Below are 18244 nucleotides of genomic sequence, written 5' to 3'. Positions count from 1 at the left end.
CCCCATATCGGTTTAAAAGCTCATAAACACTTTGCCGGGTAATGGATCGATACGGGTGATTCCTTCCTCTCTTGCTGTCTTCAGGACATCTGCATAATCACATTCGGTAATGCGGTTCATCAGTTCCCTGACTTCCCTGGACCGGTAATAGGGTTTGAATTGAGGCATGATGTTTACATAGGTATTCGGAGAAATCTGCTGGGCAGTAAATCTCATGATATCCCGGGTTCCTGCAAGGCCGGAGGGAAGAATCAGATGACGAAGCAAAAGCCCGCGGCGGGCGGTTCCCGTTTCATCCAGTACCAGATCCCCGGTCTGGCGGTGCATTTCTATGATAGCCGCTCTTGTTTTTTCCGCATAATCCCTTACCCCGCACAGCTTTTCGGAAATTTCAGGGTCCCAGAACTTGAAATCCGGCATATAAATATCAATGACACCATCCAGAAGTTTCAGAGTCTCTACGCTTTCATAGCCACTTGAGTTATAGACCAGCGGAATGGACAACCCCTTATGAATCGCAATTCCCAGCGCGGACAGAATCTGGGGAATCACATGCGTCGGGGTGATAAAATTGATATTGCTACAGCCCGATTTTTGAAGCGTCAGCATCATACCGGCCATTTCTTCGGCGGTTATTTCTCTTCCCTTGCCCTGATGGCTCATTTCGAAATTCTGGCAGAAAATGCAACGCAGATTACAGTGTGTGAAGAAAAAACTCCCGGAACCGTTGGCGCCAATCAGGGGGGTTTCTTCTCCATAATGGACTTTATACCGGTATAAAACCGCGTTGCCGGCAGTTTTGCATATCCCCGTTTCGCCTGAATTCCGATTCACCCGGCACTGCCTGGGGCAAATCTCGCAGGCGTTCATGATCTTTCGGGCTGTCTGAATTTTCTCCTGAAGCTGACCGCTTCTGAACGTTTTGATATAAATGGGTTCATAATATTCCACGGGAAGTCACCTTTGATTGTGTGTCCAGAAATATATTTCAATAAATATTCTGAATAATTTGACAATGTCATCAATATTATATATTGAGAAAAATCAACATATTAACCGGTGGGAAACGTTTCCATTTACAGAAAACCGCTATGGCGCCGCAAATTCGGAATATCGATGCCCGCGATCATAATATGCTGACAGGATCCATCCCCCTCAGGGCCGGATTAATTTGTGCGCATTCTTTATTATTGTTTATTTGCCAAAAAATTTTAATTATAATAAAAACTCGATAACACAGATCGCTTATTTTTTCACCCTTTTCTTACGCATCAGGAATTTAAATTGAAACTGATACTGACAAATGATGACGGGATAGATGCTCCCGGTATTGCTGCGTTAGCTTCCATTATGAAAGAATTCGGGACACTGGTCGTTGTGGCGCCGGATAATGCTCAGTCCGGCGTGGGCCATAAAGTAACTACCGATGCTCCCATACGGATTGAGCAGACAGCTCCCGGCCGGTACCGTGTATATGGAACTCCGGCGGATTGTACCCGCATTGCGTTAACCCATATTGCACCGGATGCGTCATGGGTGATTGCCGGAATCAATAACGGCGGCAATCTGGGGGCGGATATTTATATGTCCGGGACAGTTGCGGCTGTCCGGGAAGCTACTTTACTGGGATATCCGGCGATAGCGGTATCGCAGTATCTCGCCCGGAACCGTGAAGTCGACTGGCGTCTGACAGCCTGTCGGGCAATGCCGATTCTGCGCACCCTCATTCAGGACAGCCTTGAACCCGGTCATTTCTGGAATATTAATCTGCCTCATCCTCCCGGCAACAGCACCTGCCTTCAGTTTGAATACTGCAAACTGGACACGATGCCTTTAGACGTACGTTTTGAAAAAGACAAGAATCATATGATCTATACGGGTGATTACCACAAACGTCCACGTCAGCCGGGCCGTGATGTGGACATATGTTTCAGCGGAAAAATTACGGTAACGAAAATGTCCCTTGAAAATTCGTATGGCACATTGCCCTGATTTTTTCTGTCGCGATTTATAAACCGTGCGCCAACGAAAACCCGATGAATCTCCACCCGCACTGACAGGCTCATATCATACCCACCCGGATCCGTGGAATCTGTCCGGGCTCTCCACCAGAGGTGCCGGGTTGATCCATGTCTTATCCGATTTAACAGACTGCTGTTCAGGTTAATACTATAACCGCTTTATTTTGTTCACTTACAAAATCAGCAACGGCCCAAACCAAATCAAAAAGAGAATGCATGGAAGGAGGCATCATGGAACATGCGTGTACCCGCAGACAGCTTATAACCGGATTTGGCCTGACTGCGATGGCGGTGGGTGTGAACCATTTTTCCGGGACTGCAATATGTCTGGCTTCTTCAAAAACAGGGGGTGACAGCTCAACCGGTGCAACATTTCAGCTGCCGCCACTTCCGTATTCGTACGATGCGCTGGAACCCCATATCGACATGAAAACGATGTCCATTCACCACGACAAGCATCATGCCGGCTACGTCAAAGGATTAAATGAAGCGTTAAAGCAATTGGCCGAAGCCCGGGCATCCAACGAATTCAAGTTGATAAAACACTGGACCCGGGAGCTTGCCTTTCACGGCTCGGGCCATATCCTGCACAGTTTGTACTGGACGAATATGTCACCCGTCAAAACAAAGCCGGATGGAATTCTGCTCGCCATGATCACAAAGAACTTCAATGGATTTGACAGTTTTCGGCTTCAATTTACATCGGCAGCTGCATCAGTGGAGGGAAGCGGCTGGGCGATTCTGGCGTATCAGCCCCATATGAAACAGCTGGTCATCCTGCAGGCTGAAAAGCATCAGAATCTTTCGATATGGGGCGTATACCCCCTGATGGTCTGTGATGTATGGGAACATGCGTATTATCTGAAATATCAGAATCAGCGGCAGGACTATATTCAAAATTTTTTTGAAATCATTGACTGGGATGAAGTCAGCACCCGATTAGCATCGGTGATTTAAATCAGTGCCCTGCGGGCGGACTGAGGCGCTCTGCCGCTGGAAGGACACTTCGTTTGAAGCAAGGGGGATGATCGGGCGGCCTCGTCAGATCATTACCCCGGCTTTATAAATTACCGCGTTGCCTTTCAACTGGTAGTATTCAACGGCAGCCGGAATCATGGCCGAGCAGCCTTTTTCCATCCGGATGCGCTTTCCGGAAGAATCCGACAGCATTGAACTGCCGCTGGTACAGATCATGATTTCAATGCTTCGATGCCGCGGGCTGACATATTCTGTCCCGGCGGATACGGTTATGATCGACAGAACAAATTCTTCCGCCCTGACAGGATAAATCATTTCGGCGGTTCGGACGGAAACGGGGTAAAGAATATCAATTCCGGATTCATCAAACCGGAGCACATCGAGCAACTCGGACACGTCAATGTGTTTAGGGGTCAATCCTCCCCGGAGCACATTATCGGAGTTGGCCATCAATTCGATTCCCACACCTTTGAGGTAGGCATGAAGACATCCGGCAGACAAAAACAGGGCTTCACCCGGATTCAGGCATACCAGATTCAACAGCGCCGGTGATAAAATGCCGATATCCGACGGATATGCCGCATACAGATTCTTTATCCACTGATATGCCGGATCATCGCCTGCTGCCGCCGATGCGCATGAGACCGCTTCCTGAATCACCCGATCCTTTTGCGCCTGCTCCATTGTCATCAGAGTATAAAAAAAATGTTTGAGACCGGTGGCGTCCGGGCGCAGACTCAGACCGTGGCATTGGCGTTTCAGTGATTCAGGACATATTTTTTTAAATCCCCTCAGGATATCCGATATTGGACGAAACCCGCATAATGCCCAGAACGGTTCCAGTGCACAGATACATTCCGGCTTGTGACTGGCATCCTTGTAATTTCTGAATGGTGCATCTAACGGGATGTTCAGTCGATTTTCTGCCTCAAACCCCTGCCTTGCCTGATCCGGACTCGGATGCGCCTGGATCGACAGCGGCGATTCAGCCGCGAGAATTTTAAGCAGATAGGGTATCTGATTATCAAATCTGGCGGCAACATCCTTCCCCAGGATATCTTCCGGATAGGTGCCGATCAGATCTGCCAGGGAAATCCATTGATTTTCATACAAGGCCATGGACGGGCCTTTGAAATGGGCGCCCATCCAGAGTTCTGCCAAAGGCGAGCCGGAAGGCGTTTTCAGACCCAGCAGAGCGGGTATCGCCGTTTTAGACCCCCAGGCATATTCCTGTATGGTATTTTTAAGCAGCGTAATGGTATTCATACGATAGAGTCATACCTGAACATCAAGTTGGGGTTTACTAAATAACAGCCGATTGATATAGGGTTTATTTATAATAATTCTGCCGCTTATACAAATGTAAAAATTTTAAAAGCATCTTAAGGGGTAAGGGGAAAAAATATCCATGTCGCTGCGCGTCAATGAAATATTTTACAGCATTCAGGGGGAATCCTTATTCAGCGGTCGACCCTGTGTCTTTGTCCGCCTGACCGGGTGCAACCTTCGCTGTACTTACTGCGATACGCGATATGCGTATTCCGAGGGGATTTTCATGTCAATTCCTCAAATACTCGATCAGGTTGCGACCTGCCGCTGCAAGCTGGTTGAAATCACCGGGGGAGAGCCCCTGCTGCAGGAGGATACTCCGGATCTGGTTCGGCAGCTTCTGGCGTTGAATTATAAGGTTTTGATGGAAACAAACGGCAGTCATGACATCAGCCGGGTGGATCGCCGGTGTGTCCATATTGTAGATATCAAGTGTCCGGCAAGCGGGGAATGCCATCACAACGACCTGGCAAATCTGAAACGTATCGGCCCGGAGGATCAGCTGAAATTTGTCATCCGCGATCAGGAAGATTACCGATTTGCCAGAGAAACCCTCGTGTCGGTACCGGCCGGTTTTCCAACGGATCATGCCCTGTTTTCGCCGGTAGCCGGAAAACTCGAACCGGCTGTGCTGGCCGGCTGGATTCTGGAAGATCATCTGGATGTGAGGCTGCATCTTCAACTCCATAATTTCATATGGCCCGATATCGATAGAGGGGTATAAATAAATTATTTTTTACAGAAAGGTTCTACCATAAATGATGACGGGTAAAAAAGCAGTCGTTCTTTCAAGTGGCGGGCTGGATTCTACGACGGTCATGGCCATGGCAAAGGATGACGGGTATGAGATTTACAGTTTGAGCTTCGATTATGGGCAGCGGCACGTATTTGAACTGGAAGCTGCCAACGCGGTTTCAAATTTTTTCGGTACGAAGAGACATCTGGTGATTCAGATCGATCTGAAAAAAATCGGCGGCTCTGCCCTTACTGATAATGATATTGATGTCCCCAAACACCGGGAGCTGGCGACCATGCCGGATGAAATCCCGGTCACTTACGTGCCGGCCAGAAACACCATATTCCTGTCCTATGCCCTGGCCTGGGCAGAGGTGCTCGGGTGCAGCGATATCTTTATCGGGGTCAATGCCCTGGACTACAGCGGATATCCGGACTGCAGGCCGGAATACATTGAAGCGTTTGAGCGCATGGCCAATCTGGCTACCAAAGCCGGTGTCGAAGGAACCGATCGGATACGCATCAATACGCCGCTGATCCATATGACCAAAGCCCAGATTATCCGAAAAGGGACCGAACTTGGCGTGGATTATCATATCACCCACAGTTGCTATGATCCTTCCCCTGACGGGCGGGCCTGCGGTCAATGCGACAGCTGCCGGTTGCGTAAAAAGGGATTTGCCGAGGCCGGCATCCCGGACCCGACCAGATATAATTTTTCATGAACGAGATTTTCATCGCAGGAGCATGATTTTAATGAAACCCGGGAAAAACGGCGCATCTGATTTATGCAGGCCCATGGAATCAAACAAATATTACAGGTTCGGAATTGACCCGGAAAAAGACGCATGGGTCACGGTATTTTTCATTGAAAACCACCTGGATTATGTTACGCATCCGGAACATGCGGCAACGCCGGAGCAGATCCGGTTCATGGTATATACGGAAGAAGATGATCGCTATTACCCCTGCCCGGATATGATGTTTGAAGACATCATCAGCCGGAACCAGTCGGATTTTCTCCGGAAACAATATCATGAGGTGCTGGAGAATATACTGGATCTGATACATACCCGCATCGAGGATGAACATGAAAAAAAGTATCTGGAATCGTTGATCCGTATTAAATTCAAGCATGAAACACGGGATGAAATCATGCTGCCCTCCCGGCTTGAAAAACGCCTGCTGAAAATTTTCATGAACCGGACGCTGATCGAAGATCCGTATCTGTGCGAAAAGGCGCATCGTAACTGGCGTACCCATAAGGCTTTGAACTCAAAAGAATTTTATGCCGCCATCAATTCATTAAGCCGGTCCGAGTTCTCTCAGTTGCCGGAAAATATTTCAGGGGTCAGAAACAGCGTTGATTATATCGAACTCAAACGCCTCCTGTCCCTGACCGGGGAAACTGCGTTGTGGAATTCGGATCAAGACATCCCGATGACCGAAGAAGACTATCGCAGGGCGATGAATCGAAATATTACCGGAAATGGGATCGATCCCCTGCTTGATTTTTTAGGTGTCCGGCAAAATAACCGGCCGGAAGAAATTCATCGGTTGCCCGGAAAAATTTTATGGCTGGCGGATGAAGCCGGTGAAGTCATTATCGATTTTGCCATTATCCGCTATCTTGTCAAACTGGGCCATAAAGTCATTGTTGCATTCAAGGAAGGCCCCCTGTACAGCAAAATCGATTTTTATGATATTCAGGAAGATCAGACGTTAAAAAAAGAACTTGAAGGCGCCTTTCTGATCAAGGAAAAGCAGATCGGAAAAAACGAGCTGGTCGGCATTCTCAGAAGCGATGTATCGGTCATCGCCATTTCAGACGGTACCCGCGAAGAAGTGAATCTTGTTCTGGCATCACGGACATTCAGCCGATGCTTCAAAGAGGTCGACGCGGTCATCTCCAGAGGCCATAAGCAGCGAACCCGGTTTTTCGACACCCATTTCCAGTTTACACGGGATGTATTCAATATTTCGTGCAATCCGGAGGGTACCGTATCCGTCCACTATAAACCCAGGCATCCGGATGTAGTGAAATTTTCTCATCAGGATCTGGAACAGAGAGCGGAAGCGATTATCGATCAGATGAAAGAAGCTAAAGCCAGGGGGATGACAGTCGTATTTTACAGCGGCATCGTGGGCTCCATTCCCGGAAAAGTCAAAACCGCTAAAAAAATTATGTCCGTGTTTATCGAACACTTGAAGACGCAGCTCTCCGAGACCTTTATCATCAATCCGTCGCATTATTTTCAGGTGGGCATGGATGCTGATGATCTGATGTATATGTGGGAAATTGTTCAACGCAGCGGCCTGATTGATATCTGGCGGTTTCAAAGCTATGGCGATATCATGAAATCGTTTGAATTGCTGAAGGAAAAAGTACCGCCGGAATGGGTCGGGAAAGATGCGACATTCAGCACCGGATGTACCAAGGAGATGACCATTGCCTTGCAGGTCCAGAAAAAACATCCGGAAATGCAGATCATCGGTCCGTCAAAAGAAAAATTCATGAGACGGAAAGAATACGGTATAGGAAAAATGTACGATCAACGGCTGGCCATCTGCAAGTTTTGAGAGCCTCCAGCTATGGCCGGCGCATGTTGTCCATGACAACCCATCCGTGGTGAATCTGGACCGGAGGATTGCTCAACGCCTTTTTTGTCGCCACTGCCGTCATCCTTGCGGAAAGGCTCGATGCGACCTCCCTGGTATCGCTGATACTGGCCGGCCAGATGATCAAGCCCATCATTTCACTGCTGCTGGCCCCTTATGGCTCGTCGGGATATTCGGCCCATCCGGTTAGCACATGGAGCGTCATCGGCGTTATTCTGATTGCCTCGGGCGTGATCATTATCCGACGATTTTAAACATCAGATGGTACATAATGACATTTCCCCCTTCACCCTATACCCTCCTATACCTCTATACCCCTATACCCCTATACCCTTTCTTCTACCTTCACCACCCCGCCGGTATCCGGACCTTATGGCCGCTTTTATTTTGAAACAATAGAAACCCGTTCGTTTTTCCGTACAGGTATAAATCTCTTGTAATTTTCACATCCATCCGGCAGTAATCCAGAATATCCCGTATACGCCCTTCTTTCCACCACTTCAGCGCCTGGAGCCCATCGCCGCTTTTAGCGGCGCCAAGCGTTTCTCTGGCCAGATGACCCAGAGACAGCCGGTAGCCCAGGTGCCCGAATATGATATCGAGCAGATCCAGGGTCGGAAGATTTTTAAACGCAAAATCAGAGTATCCGGCAAGAACCTGATAATCAAACCGGAGAATATTGAACCCGATCACCAGATCCACTTCGGTCAGGTGCTCAATCAGCTGCGGAATCTGGTGATCCAGATACTCGTGAAATTTGTCGTCATATGAATCATAAACCACCACGCAGCTGACCCGCATCAGATCCGCCCGGTTCCAGCCGCCGACCTCCTGTGCCGAGCGCTGGGTTTCAATGTCCAGTACCGCAAAGCGTCCGGGCGTCTGCGTCATGATCGCCTCCGGTTGTGGGGGCGGAAGTTCTACTATTTTGAGGCGGTCCGGATTATGTCGATCGATATCGTGGCCGGCGGGTTCGGCTACCGTGTCAGGATGGGTAACCTGCCCTGCCGGCCGGGTCTTCATCTGGTTCAGGATAAAAAAAGCCGCCCCCTTATCAATCGGCCGGTTGCCGGAACCACATTTGGGAGAATGAACACAGGAGGGACATCCGTTCTCACAGGGACATTTTTCAATCACCTGACGCGTCAGGTCCAGAAGTTTATCGGCCTTGTCAAAGGCCTGACGGCTGAGACCGGCTCCTCCGGGAATGCCGTCATAAATAAATACGGCCGCCATGCCCACCTGCTCATGATAAGGGATGGAAATACCTCCCAGATCATTTCTGTCAGACAGGACCAGCAGCGGAAAGATGCCGATGGCCGCATGCTCGATCGCATGGATGCCGCCCATGAAATGAAGGTATGCCTGTTCGGTCCGATGCTGGATTTCCGGGGGAATATTAAACCAGATGCCTTCGGTTTCAAAAATGAGGGGCGGAAGATCCAGAGCAGCGATGTTGATTTTTTTCTGGGGGTGTATCCGCCATCTTTCATATCCGGTCACCTGATCCGTCACTTTCAGCCTTCCCTGGCTGACCTTGATTCCCCGGACGGTTTTTTCATTAAGCACCTCGAGAATTTCAGTGTCTTTGGATGATCGGACCCGCGTATAATAATCCACATGGGCTCTGGTAATCTTTACGGTCTGCGTATCGATCCCGAGATGATCGACCTGGTAGGTCTCCCCGTTATGAAGATAGATGGCGCCCGGGTGAGTTTCCTTAAACGCCCTGAAGGCGTCGATATCCCCCCTGCTCTCCCCTGTCTGACTGCATATGATATGGTACTGGCTTCCCGATCCCCGAAGATCCACATGCCGGTGCGGCGACTTGTACCGGGAAAAAAATTCAGACCCGTCCGCACCCCGCAAGAGGTCCCCCCGCTGTTCCAGGCGTAACACAGAGCGCAGAACGCCGGGTTCCGTCAGCCAGGGCTCATCTGCCTTCAGCGGCAGTTCGGCGGCGGCACAGGCCAGATGCTTTTCAAGTATCATGGCATTATACGGATTGATCACCGCCGCTTCCGGCTCACGGCCCAGGAGCTCGCCGGGGTTTCGCATAAAATACTGATCCAGGGCATCATCACCGGCTATCAGGATCATGGCGCTGTCCTGCCCGCTTCTGCCTACCCGCCCTCCCCTCTGCAATGTGGATGAAACGCTGCCGGGATAGCCGGCCAGAATACACAGATCCAGGTCCCCGATATCGATACCCAGTTCCAGGGCGCTGGTGGAGATAACCGCCAGAAGCTCCCCATCGGCAAGCTTGCGCTCGATCTCGCGACGTTCTTCGGGCAGGTAGCCGGCCCGATAGGAACTGATCCGGCTGGCAAACCGTCCGGATTTACTGCCGGCCCAGAGGGAAATCAGCTCCGCGTATTTTCGTGACTGCGTATAGACGATCGTTCGAAGTCCCCGGTGAAGCGCGGCTTTCAGCAGCATAATCGTCGTCTGAGCCGACCCCTCCACCGGATCGATAAACACCACGTGCCGATGTCCCTTGGGCGAGCCGCTTTTTGTTATCGGAACCACCTCCATGCCGGTCAGCTGATGCGCCAGTTGTGCCGGGTTTGCAATGGTGGCCGAGCTGAAGATAAAGGTCGGGCGGCTTCCGTAAAAAGAACAGATCCGTTTAAACCGCCTGAGAACCTGCGCCATATGCGAGCCCAGAACCCCCCGGTAGGTATGAACTTCATCGATGACCACATATTCAAGCGCCGAAAAAAAATCCGCCCAGTTCCAGTGATGGGGCAAAAAGGCCAGATGAAGCATTTCGGGATTGGTCATGAGAACATTGGGAGGATTTTCCCGGATGCGCTTGCGGTGCCAGGCTGAGGTGTCTCCATCGTAAATTGCCGCGCGGGGAGAATGATCATTCAGGGATGCGGCCATCGAATTAAAGGCAGCGAGCTGATCCTGTGCCAGTGCCTTCAGCGGAAACATATACAGTGCCCGTACACCCGGATTTTCCATCATCCGTTCCAGAACCGGCAGATTATAGATGAGGGTCTTGCCGCTGGCCGTAGGCGTTGCCGTCACCACATGCCGGCCGGAACGGATCAGGTCCAGTGCCTGTGCCTGATGGCTGTAAAGCCGCTGAATCCCCGATGCCTTCATGAGACGGTTCAAAGGGTCATTTCGGCCGCCTGCCGTATCGGACCACAACGGCGGGCTGGCGGGAAGAATTTTATGGTAAACAACCTGGCTGCCGATGCGTTTTGAATTCAACAGGGATTGAATATATTCATTGATATCTCGGGATGAATGAACCGGCATAAGTTTAGCTTTCATTAGATGATACGCAAGTCGCCCAGTCTTCCACAACCGGGAAAAAGCAGACATTTCCTGATGGACTCTACCTTGTAAAATATAAAAAAAGATCCTATTATACAAAGTGTTATTGCGTTTGCTCACGCATAACCGATGATAGCGACCATGCAGACGAAACAGATCCAAAAATCCGATTTTACATGAAATACTCCTTATTTCAAGCCCAACGCCACAAACGGATTAAAAAATGGATGACCGATGCTTCTTGACGATATTTTCAAAAACCGGTATTCAGTTCGAACGTTTACTTCGGAACCCGTTAAAACCGATGACATCATCGCATTGATCGAATCGGCCCGTCTGGCGCCTTCAGCCTGTAACAGCCAGACGTGGCGTTTTATTGCGGTTACCGACCGGGCCACCATTGCCGACATCACACGGCATGCCATGCGATCGGTTATTTCCAACGCATGGCTCGATCAGGCGCCGTTAGTGATTGTCGGGTGCTCTCAACTTGATCTGGCAGCCAGCCGGATCGGATCGGCCATTACCGGGATTGACTATTTTCAGATCGATCTGGGGATTGCCATGGAGCATATGGTGCTGAAGGCAACCGAGCTGGGATTGGGAACCTGCTGGATCGGATGGTTTCATGAAAAAAAACTGAAAAAACTGCTTGATATCCCCGGATACGTGAAGGTTTCGGCCCTGCTTGCCGTCGGGTATCCGAAAGATAAAACCCCCGGCCGACAGAGACGAAGAAAATCCATCGGAGAGATTGCGTTTAAGGAAAAATGGGGAAAGACGATGGAATGATGGACGGCCATTTCAGTATCAGGGTTATTTCCGAAACAATAAACTCAATAATCGGAGGATGCATGAAAGAAAAATTTGAATTGGTCAAGCGGTATCTCAATGACATGGACATGGCCATAATCAGCGAAGATGAAGCAGAGGAGCTGGTGGTGGTGGAAGATGAGGACAGCGGCATTAAAAATCTTATCATCGATTGCGAAGAGCCGATTCTTGTGCTTGAGCAGATGATCATGAAGGTACCGGAAAATTCGGGACCGTTGTATAAACGGCTGCTTCAAATGAACCGGAATCTGGTTCACGGTGCGTTTGTCCTGGATGAAAACGAATCCATGATACTGTTTCGGGATACCCTGCAACTTGAAAACCTTGACCGCAATGAACTCGAAGCTTCCATTCAGGCGCTGAGTCTGGCTCTGTCGGAGTATGCCGCCGATCTGTTAAAATACGCGGCATAATGATGCTGTCATCAATTATTGACGGTTTCGTAAAAAGCACTCGAAAGGCCCTTCACGTCATTCCCGCGGAGGCGGGAATCCAGTTTTTAAGGGCGTTATAAATTCCCTGTTCTGCGGGAGTTTTGAAAAAATGACTTTTTACGCGGCCGGCAATGATGCTTTTATATTTTTTGATATTTCAGGAGGATAAACCCTATGTCAATATTCAGCAGACTGTTCAAGGTAGGACAGGCCCAGGCAAGTGCCATTGTCGACAAATTTGAAGATCCGATCCGAATGACCGAACAGGGCATCCGGGATCTGAAAAACGATTTTCAGCAGGCCCAGATCAGCCTGGCCCAGGTGAAAGGAATTGCCATCCGGACCCGCAAAGATTCCGAAAATAATAAAAGGCTGGCTGCGGACTATGAACGCAAAGCCATGCTGCTGTTGAAAAACGGACAGAATGGCGGACTGGATGTCGCAGAAGCCGAACGACTGGCCACTGAAGCACTTTTAAAAAAGGAGGAGCTCAGCAAAGAATCTGTCAGGCTCGCTACCGAAGCCCAGCGCCATGAGCAGATGGCCGGTCAGCTTCAATCCAATGTCACAAAAATCAAATCGACCATCACCTCATATGAAAATGATCTGATCACCTTGAAGGCAAGGGCCAAAACAGCCGCTTCGACCCGGAAAATCAATGAACAGCTGGCCAGAATAGACGGTTCCGGCACCATTGCCATGCTGGAGAAAATGAAGGCCAAGGTCGAGGAAGATGAATCGCTTTCCCAGGCATACGGGGATATGGTCAGCGCGGATCATAGTGTTGACGATGAAATCAACGCGGCTCTTGGCAGCGGCAAAACATCTACTGCTTCAGAGCACCTTCTTGAATTGAAAAAGAAGATGGGTCTGGAATAGATCAGGAGTGCTCATGGGCTTGTTTGATTTTTTCAAAAAAAAAGACACCGGCCCGGATCCGTTAACCGGTTTGACGCTGCCGAATCTCAAGATTGGTTACCTGCTGGATTTCGATATGAAAACCTGGCAGGTGGAAGCCAGCCATTATTATGACTGGGGAGAAGGTGACAGGTCCTGGGAATGGCAGCTGATCAGCCACGATGAAACGATTTATCTGGAAAGGGAGTCCGATGATGAAGACGCCTGGTCGGTCAACCGGAAAATTCCGGTTTCCCGGCTTGACCCCGCTGTCTTCGATCATATCCGGCAGCACCAGGATCCCCCGGATACAATCGTTTATGAACAGGTAACCTATTTTCTGGAAGAAATGGCCGGCGGGCATTTCTTCCAGAATGGCAAGGGGCCGGGAAAGGAATTGCTGAGCTGGAGTTACCAGGATGATTCCGGAAAGAAATTCCTTTCGATTGAACAGTGGGGAGATGACGATTTTGAAGCCTCCGTCGGCATCCCGGTCGAGGAATATCAGTTCATCAATATCCTGCCGGCCGGAACCACACCCTGACGAAAGTTCTGTCAGGGTCACGGAAATTCAGCGGAATTTCGGTTTAAATTCAAAGCGCAAAGCGCATCAGCAGGTGCATAAGCTACTGTGCCCACCTGCTGATGACGCACCGGAATCTTTTTTATGAAACCCTTCAGTCCTATCCAGACAAAAAAATCAAACCCCCCTCGGTAAAATATCAGCCGCAAAAATTCACACAAAATTTTTTTACGATTTTTACAACTTTTGTAACTTTTGTGAATTTCTTATTTTTTTGACAGCGTTTGGAAAATAAGGCACTGAAAAACAGACCAAATTCACCGCGTACATCCCACAGGAAATTATTGACTTTTAAAAAGCTGTCCTGTAGAAGCCCTGCTATGTATCTTATAGATTACCATAGTGCATTTATAACGTACTATGGGCTCACTCAAAAATAACTTCCCAAACACTTAAAGTTGCGAACTTATTTCTGAGCGAGCCCTATGGGGAACATCTATTGCCTGGGAACGCCACCTGGCATTGTCTCAATAATGTCAGATGAAAGGATCGGTTCATGAGATATCAAAGCCGAATAACCGGGTATCAACATGAAAAACACCGGCGTATTTACCCTCAGTGACGTTGCTGTTACTGATAAAACCAGAACCCCGTCCAACAACTTCAACAGGAGCGGTTCCGAACGCATTGACGTGTGCCGCCTGGAGGCTGCCGGGCTGATATCCGCTGAGATATCCTCCGGGGTGGACGCACAGAAAAACAAGAGTGATTCAGATGGAAATTGACGTAAAAGAATTTGATCATATCGCACAAACCGTATTCGCGCCCGTATATCCGCTCATCGCCAGCCAGATCATTGCTCATACCGGCGTCACCCGAGGGGTATGTCTGGATATCGGCTGCGGCGGGGGCTATCTGGGCACCGCCCTGGCCCGGTCCACCGAACTGTTTGTCCACTTCTTTGACCAGTCCGAGGAAATGCTCGCCATCGTCCGCCGGACAATTGCCGAAAACGGCTTGCAGACCCGGACCCATACGCTTCGGGGAGATGTTATGGCCATCGGCCTGCCGGATGGGTCCGTAGATCTGGCCGTCAGCCGCGGATCGGTTTTTTTCTGGGAAGATTTGCCCCGGGCCTTTCGTGAGATCTATCGGGTGCTTGCCCCCAATGGGTGGGCTTATATCGGCGGTGGTTTCGGGTCGCGGGAATTAAAAGAATCCATAAAACGTGAAATGGCATCACGCGATCAGGGCGGCGACCGGTTCCGAAACAAAGTGGGGCGTAATCTGAGTCCCCAAAACCGCGCACTTTTCGAGACGGCACTCCAAACCGCCGGCATCGATTCCTTTACCATTGTGCACAACGACGAGGTCGGGCTGTGGCTTGCCATAAGGAAATAAAAAATGGATACCTTGAACTGTTCCATCTGTGAGCTTCGCTGTCTGCTTGGCGAAGGCCGAACAGGTGCCTGCGGACTTTATGAATTAAAGGAAAACCATATCGTGGAACGGTTTGCGGACCATTATCTGGTCGCCTGTCCCATCTCCATTGAAACCATGCCTGTTCTGCATTTTCACCCGGGGGCAAAATTCTTTCAGATCACGACCACCGGATGCAATTTCAACTGTCCGGGCTGTATTTCCACGGTTCTTGTTCGGGAGATGTTTTCTGACAGCCGGGCCCTTCAGCAGCTGAGTGCCGAGCAGATCATCACCAAGGCATTTGAAAACCAGTGCGAAGGGATTGTTTTTCTGATGAATGATCCGTTGGCAGCGTTTCCCGGATTTTTAAAAATTGCGAAACTGGCACACGCCAGAGGTCTTATGGCCGGCTGCTCCACCAATGCATATTTTACCACGGAAGCATTGACGCAACTGCTGCCCTGTCTGGATTTTATCAATGTCGGCATGAAGGGTTTTACGGATAAAGCTTATCAGGCCTGCGGCGTGCCGGAAATTAAACCGGTACTCAGGAATCTGGAAATCCTGCATGAGGCAGGCGTTCATATCGAAATTTCCTGTATCCTGACCCGTGAAAATCAATCCGAATTAATGGATCTTGCACATTATATCTCGGGTATCTCGCGAGGCATTCCTCTTCAGGTGATGCGTTTTCTTCCTTTTGAAACAGCCGCTATTACCCAGGAACCCTCTATCCGTGAATCAGAGGATTTCTGCAAAAAACTCCGTCAGGACCTGGACTTTGTCTACCTGTTCAATACGCCCGGCAGCAACCACCTGCATACCTGTTGCCCCCGATGCGGTCACGTTGTCTTGCGTCGCGACTTCTACGGCCCCATGGGCGCCAAGATTATTATACCGCCAAACGGTCTGCAACAGACTGATCAATGCCCTGCCTGCGGACGCGAGCTGCAACTAGTTGGTCTTACATCACAATCGGCCTATCAGGAGGGTGACTTTGAAGGTGGCTACCCCTTTACCCGCGCCATGGAGATGGTGGAAGCCATGCTCATCGCCATGGGTGTCACCAGCAAAGCAGTAGTGGTACGCGCCTGGGAGGATGTCCTTCAAAATGGCAGATTAAAAAAACTGCATAAAAGCATTCAGCATCCACGGACGTATATCGAAGCGGTCCGCTATTTCGGCAAAAAAGTGAATGCCGCCGAGCAGGCCGAAGTCCTGGCAACTTATCTGGAAGATCGTCTGGCGCGCATAGAAACCGACCTGGCTTCGGTTACACGGCGGCCACGGGTCTACTATGCCATGGGCAAGCCCCTGTTCTATATCAACGGCGGCCGATTGGAAAATCAACTCGTTGAAACGGCCGGTGGTGTCAGTGTGAACCGCGAACTGCCGGACGGCGGTCGTCCGGGACGCACTTTGACGGTTTCCGAACTCAACCGGATAAATCCGGAGGTGATATTTATCTCGGCGTTTATATCCAACTCGGTGGATGACTTTCTGGCTGAATGCCTGGCGCTTGGCGTGGAGGCCGATGCCGTCAAACAAAAGCAAATCTTTGTTCATCCAGCTCCTGGATGGGATTTCGGCAGTCCGCGCTGGGTGCTTGGTTTGTTATACATGGCCCGGGTCCTTCATCCGGAGCGCTGCTCATATGATGTCATGGCAGAGGCCGATGCTTTTTATCGCAATTTTTACGGAATCGCTTTTGATCCGCTCGATGCCAACCGTTCCTTCAGCAAACCCGATCGCCGCTGGCGGTGGCTGGAATAGCGCACGGAGCGCTTACGGAAAAAAGAAGTATCAGGATATCCAAAAGCTTTAACCCAGCGATGTTCACCGTGAGATTTACCCAAAGGTCATTGCCGTTAAGAATAGACTCTCTCGTCCCTCCCCTGAATATCGGGGGATTCAGGCCGTTTTAAGATGTGTGGTCTGAGAAATTTTCATGCCCGGAGTTACGGCGCATGGCATAAAAACGTGACAATAATAATTTTGCTGTCCCTTAGGGGAAAAAGGACATTGATCATGACCATTCAAGCAGCTGGGAATTTGATTGAAAAATCCAGAGAGAATTTGCGAACGCTGATTCATGAAAACGCTTTTGATAATGCATCGGTTTGCATTCTGGCCAGGACACTGACGCCGGAGCAAGCCATTGGAAATCCGAAACGCAGAGATTATCCCATCATAGAGGGAAAGGAGAAAATGCTGGAGGCCCTGTTCCTGGGTGCCAGAGGGCATTCGTTCACGGATTCGCCGGTGGATTTTCAGGGCAGTATCCGTGAGGTCGTTGACCTGCCACTCAATTCGAATCAGAACCGGGCGGTTTATTTTGCAACGCTCAATGCCGTATTGAGGAAGCTGGATCTGGTTCGGGGAACGGTCCATTGCAGGGATCAGGAACCCGAACAATGCTCACAATGCATCGCCGATCATCTGATGAATACCTGGGGAAAATTAAAGGTGGGATTGATCGGGCTGAATCCGGCAATTGCCGAAATGCTGGTGAAGACCTTTGGACCGGAAAATGTTTTGATCAATGATTTGGATAAAAAAAATGTCGATACGGAAAAATTCGGGGTCATCGTAAGAGACGGTCGTCGCCGGACCGAAGCCCTGATTCAGGAGTCTGATGTCGTTCTGGCGACCGGCACGACACTGTGCAATGATACGTTTGAAACCATCTGGAATCTGATCTGCAAACACCGGAAAAAATATTTGTTTTACGGCGTAACGGTTGCGGGCATCAGCTACCAGATGGGAATCGACAGAATCTGTCCATACGGAAGCGATGGATGATTCAAACTGCAGATGATAACCGAACCGGGGTATCTGCCTGGCTCAATTTATCCGGCATTTGACAACAGCTGTTTTTTCCCTTTTTGCCGGAACGCTGCAAATCACCGGCGGTTAATGGCAAAACGACGATGAAACAGCGGCTTCCGGCGGTCAGGGATGCGGAAATTACTGATTTACCGGTTGTCGAGTCTCAACGTGGCGTCATTCCCGCAATGCTGTTGAGCGGGAATCCGGGCAATAAGGGGACGGGCATGAATAAATGCATTTCCTACTTTATTAAGCTTAAGTTCATATCCTGAGCTAATTTTTCCCCCCGCACTACCGAACGGCTCACCGCCGGTTGACCTATACCCAGTAGT

Annotated in this window: 18 protein-coding genes; 14 read left to right on the top strand and 4 right to left on the bottom strand. The window is 49.8% G+C overall.

The features are described from left to right. Nucleotides 1-12 precede the first annotated feature (12 nt). Nucleotides 13-951, bottom strand: coding sequence for a radical SAM protein (locus tag PHQ97_09875; GenBank protein MDD4393038.1), 939 nt, complete (start codon nt 949-951; stop codon nt 13-15). Nucleotides 952-1284: 333 nt separating this feature from the next. Between PHQ97_09875 and surE the strand changes: the two genes are divergently transcribed. Both surE and PHQ97_09865 read left to right on the top strand, forming a co-directional pair. Beyond that, complete coding sequence (surE, locus tag PHQ97_09870; protein ID MDD4393037.1) at nt 1285-1992, top strand: 5'/3'-nucleotidase SurE; 708 nt, start codon at nt 1285-1287, stop codon at nt 1990-1992. Between the two features lie 260 nt (nt 1993-2252). After that, the gene (locus PHQ97_09865) at nt 2253-2978 is read left to right on the top strand and encodes a superoxide dismutase (protein MDD4393036.1); all 726 of its coding nucleotides are present in this window, start codon (nt 2253-2255) and stop codon (nt 2976-2978) included. 84 nt (nt 2979-3062) lie between these two features. Here PHQ97_09865 and manA read toward each other — a convergent pair whose 3' ends face one another. Next, nucleotides 3063-4265, bottom strand: coding sequence for a mannose-6-phosphate isomerase, class I (gene manA / locus PHQ97_09860; protein MDD4393035.1), 1203 nt, complete (start codon nt 4263-4265; stop codon nt 3063-3065). 142 nt (nt 4266-4407) lie between these two features. Here manA and PHQ97_09855 point away from each other — a divergent pair, with 142 nt between their 5' ends. From PHQ97_09855 to PHQ97_09840, 4 genes are all read left to right on the top strand, one after another. Next, the gene (locus PHQ97_09855; protein MDD4393034.1) at nt 4408-5052 is read left to right on the top strand and encodes a radical SAM protein; all 645 of its coding nucleotides are present in this window, start codon (nt 4408-4410) and stop codon (nt 5050-5052) included. Between the two features lie 37 nt (nt 5053-5089). Beyond that, nucleotides 5090-5788 carry a 7-cyano-7-deazaguanine synthase QueC gene (queC, locus tag PHQ97_09850; GenBank protein ID MDD4393033.1) on the top strand — a complete coding sequence of 233 codons (699 nt, stop codon included), beginning with the start codon at nt 5090-5092 and terminating at the stop codon, nt 5786-5788. Between the two features lie 31 nt (nt 5789-5819). Next, entirely contained in the window at nt 5820-7643 is a 1824-nt protein-coding gene (locus tag PHQ97_09845) for a hypothetical protein (GenBank protein MDD4393032.1), read from the top strand. A gap of 68 nt (nt 7644-7711) precedes the next feature. After that, on the top strand, nt 7712-7936 hold the full coding sequence (locus PHQ97_09840; GenBank protein ID MDD4393031.1) for a DMT family transporter: 225 nt from the start codon (nt 7712-7714) through the stop codon (nt 7934-7936). Nucleotides 7937-8027: 91 nt separating this feature from the next. Here the strand turns inward: PHQ97_09840 and PHQ97_09835 are convergent, their stop codons facing one another. Next, a complete protein-coding gene (locus PHQ97_09835; GenBank protein MDD4393030.1) occupies nt 8028-10970 on the bottom strand; it encodes a DEAD/DEAH box helicase in 2943 nt (980 codons plus the stop codon). 237 nt (nt 10971-11207) lie between these two features. On the opposite strand from PHQ97_09835, the gene PHQ97_09830 reads away from it, so the two are divergent. From PHQ97_09830 to PHQ97_09795, 8 genes are all read left to right on the top strand, one after another. Further along, complete coding sequence (locus PHQ97_09830; protein ID MDD4393029.1) at nt 11208-11765, top strand: nitroreductase family protein; 558 nt, start codon at nt 11208-11210, stop codon at nt 11763-11765. Nucleotides 11766-11827: 62 nt separating this feature from the next. Continuing rightward, nucleotides 11828-12220: a YbjN domain-containing protein gene (locus tag PHQ97_09825; protein ID MDD4393028.1), complete on the top strand. Its 393-nt coding sequence runs from the start codon at nt 11828-11830 to the stop codon at nt 12218-12220. A 195-nt stretch (nt 12221-12415) separates the two neighbouring features. Beyond that, nucleotides 12416-13120: a PspA/IM30 family protein gene (locus PHQ97_09820; GenBank protein ID MDD4393027.1), complete on the top strand. Its 705-nt coding sequence runs from the start codon at nt 12416-12418 to the stop codon at nt 13118-13120. Nucleotides 13121-13133: 13 nt separating this feature from the next. Then, a complete protein-coding gene (locus PHQ97_09815; protein MDD4393026.1) occupies nt 13134-13682 on the top strand; it encodes a DUF4178 domain-containing protein in 549 nt (182 codons plus the stop codon). Nucleotides 13683-14251: 569 nt separating this feature from the next. Further along, nucleotides 14252-14446, top strand: a complete 195-nt coding sequence (locus tag PHQ97_09810; GenBank protein MDD4393025.1) for a hypothetical protein — start codon at nt 14252-14254, stop codon at nt 14444-14446. After that, nucleotides 14436-15062 carry a class I SAM-dependent methyltransferase gene (locus PHQ97_09805; protein MDD4393024.1) on the top strand — a complete coding sequence of 209 codons (627 nt, stop codon included), beginning with the start codon at nt 14436-14438 and terminating at the stop codon, nt 15060-15062. The genes PHQ97_09810 and PHQ97_09805 overlap by 11 nt, the downstream gene beginning before the upstream one ends. A 3-nt stretch (nt 15063-15065) precedes the next feature. Beyond that, nucleotides 15066-16856 carry a radical SAM protein gene (locus PHQ97_09800; protein MDD4393023.1) on the top strand — a complete coding sequence of 597 codons (1791 nt, stop codon included), beginning with the start codon at nt 15066-15068 and terminating at the stop codon, nt 16854-16856. Nucleotides 16857-17111: 255 nt separating this feature from the next. After that, a complete protein-coding gene (locus PHQ97_09795) occupies nt 17112-17885 on the top strand; it encodes a DUF364 domain-containing protein (protein MDD4393022.1) in 774 nt (257 codons plus the stop codon). Nucleotides 17886-18058: 173 nt separating this feature from the next. On the opposite strand, the gene PHQ97_09790 is transcribed toward PHQ97_09795, so the two are convergent. After that, nucleotides 18059-18244 (bottom strand): hypothetical protein (locus PHQ97_09790; protein ID MDD4393021.1); only part of this gene is annotated, 186 nt, incomplete at its 5' end.

Source organism: Desulfobacterales bacterium, from assembly GCA_028704555.1.
In the GTDB taxonomy this organism is placed as follows: domain Bacteria; phylum Desulfobacterota; class Desulfobacteria; order Desulfobacterales; family JAQWFD01; genus JAQWFD01.
This window is presented reverse-complemented; position numbering and strand designations above follow the sequence as displayed.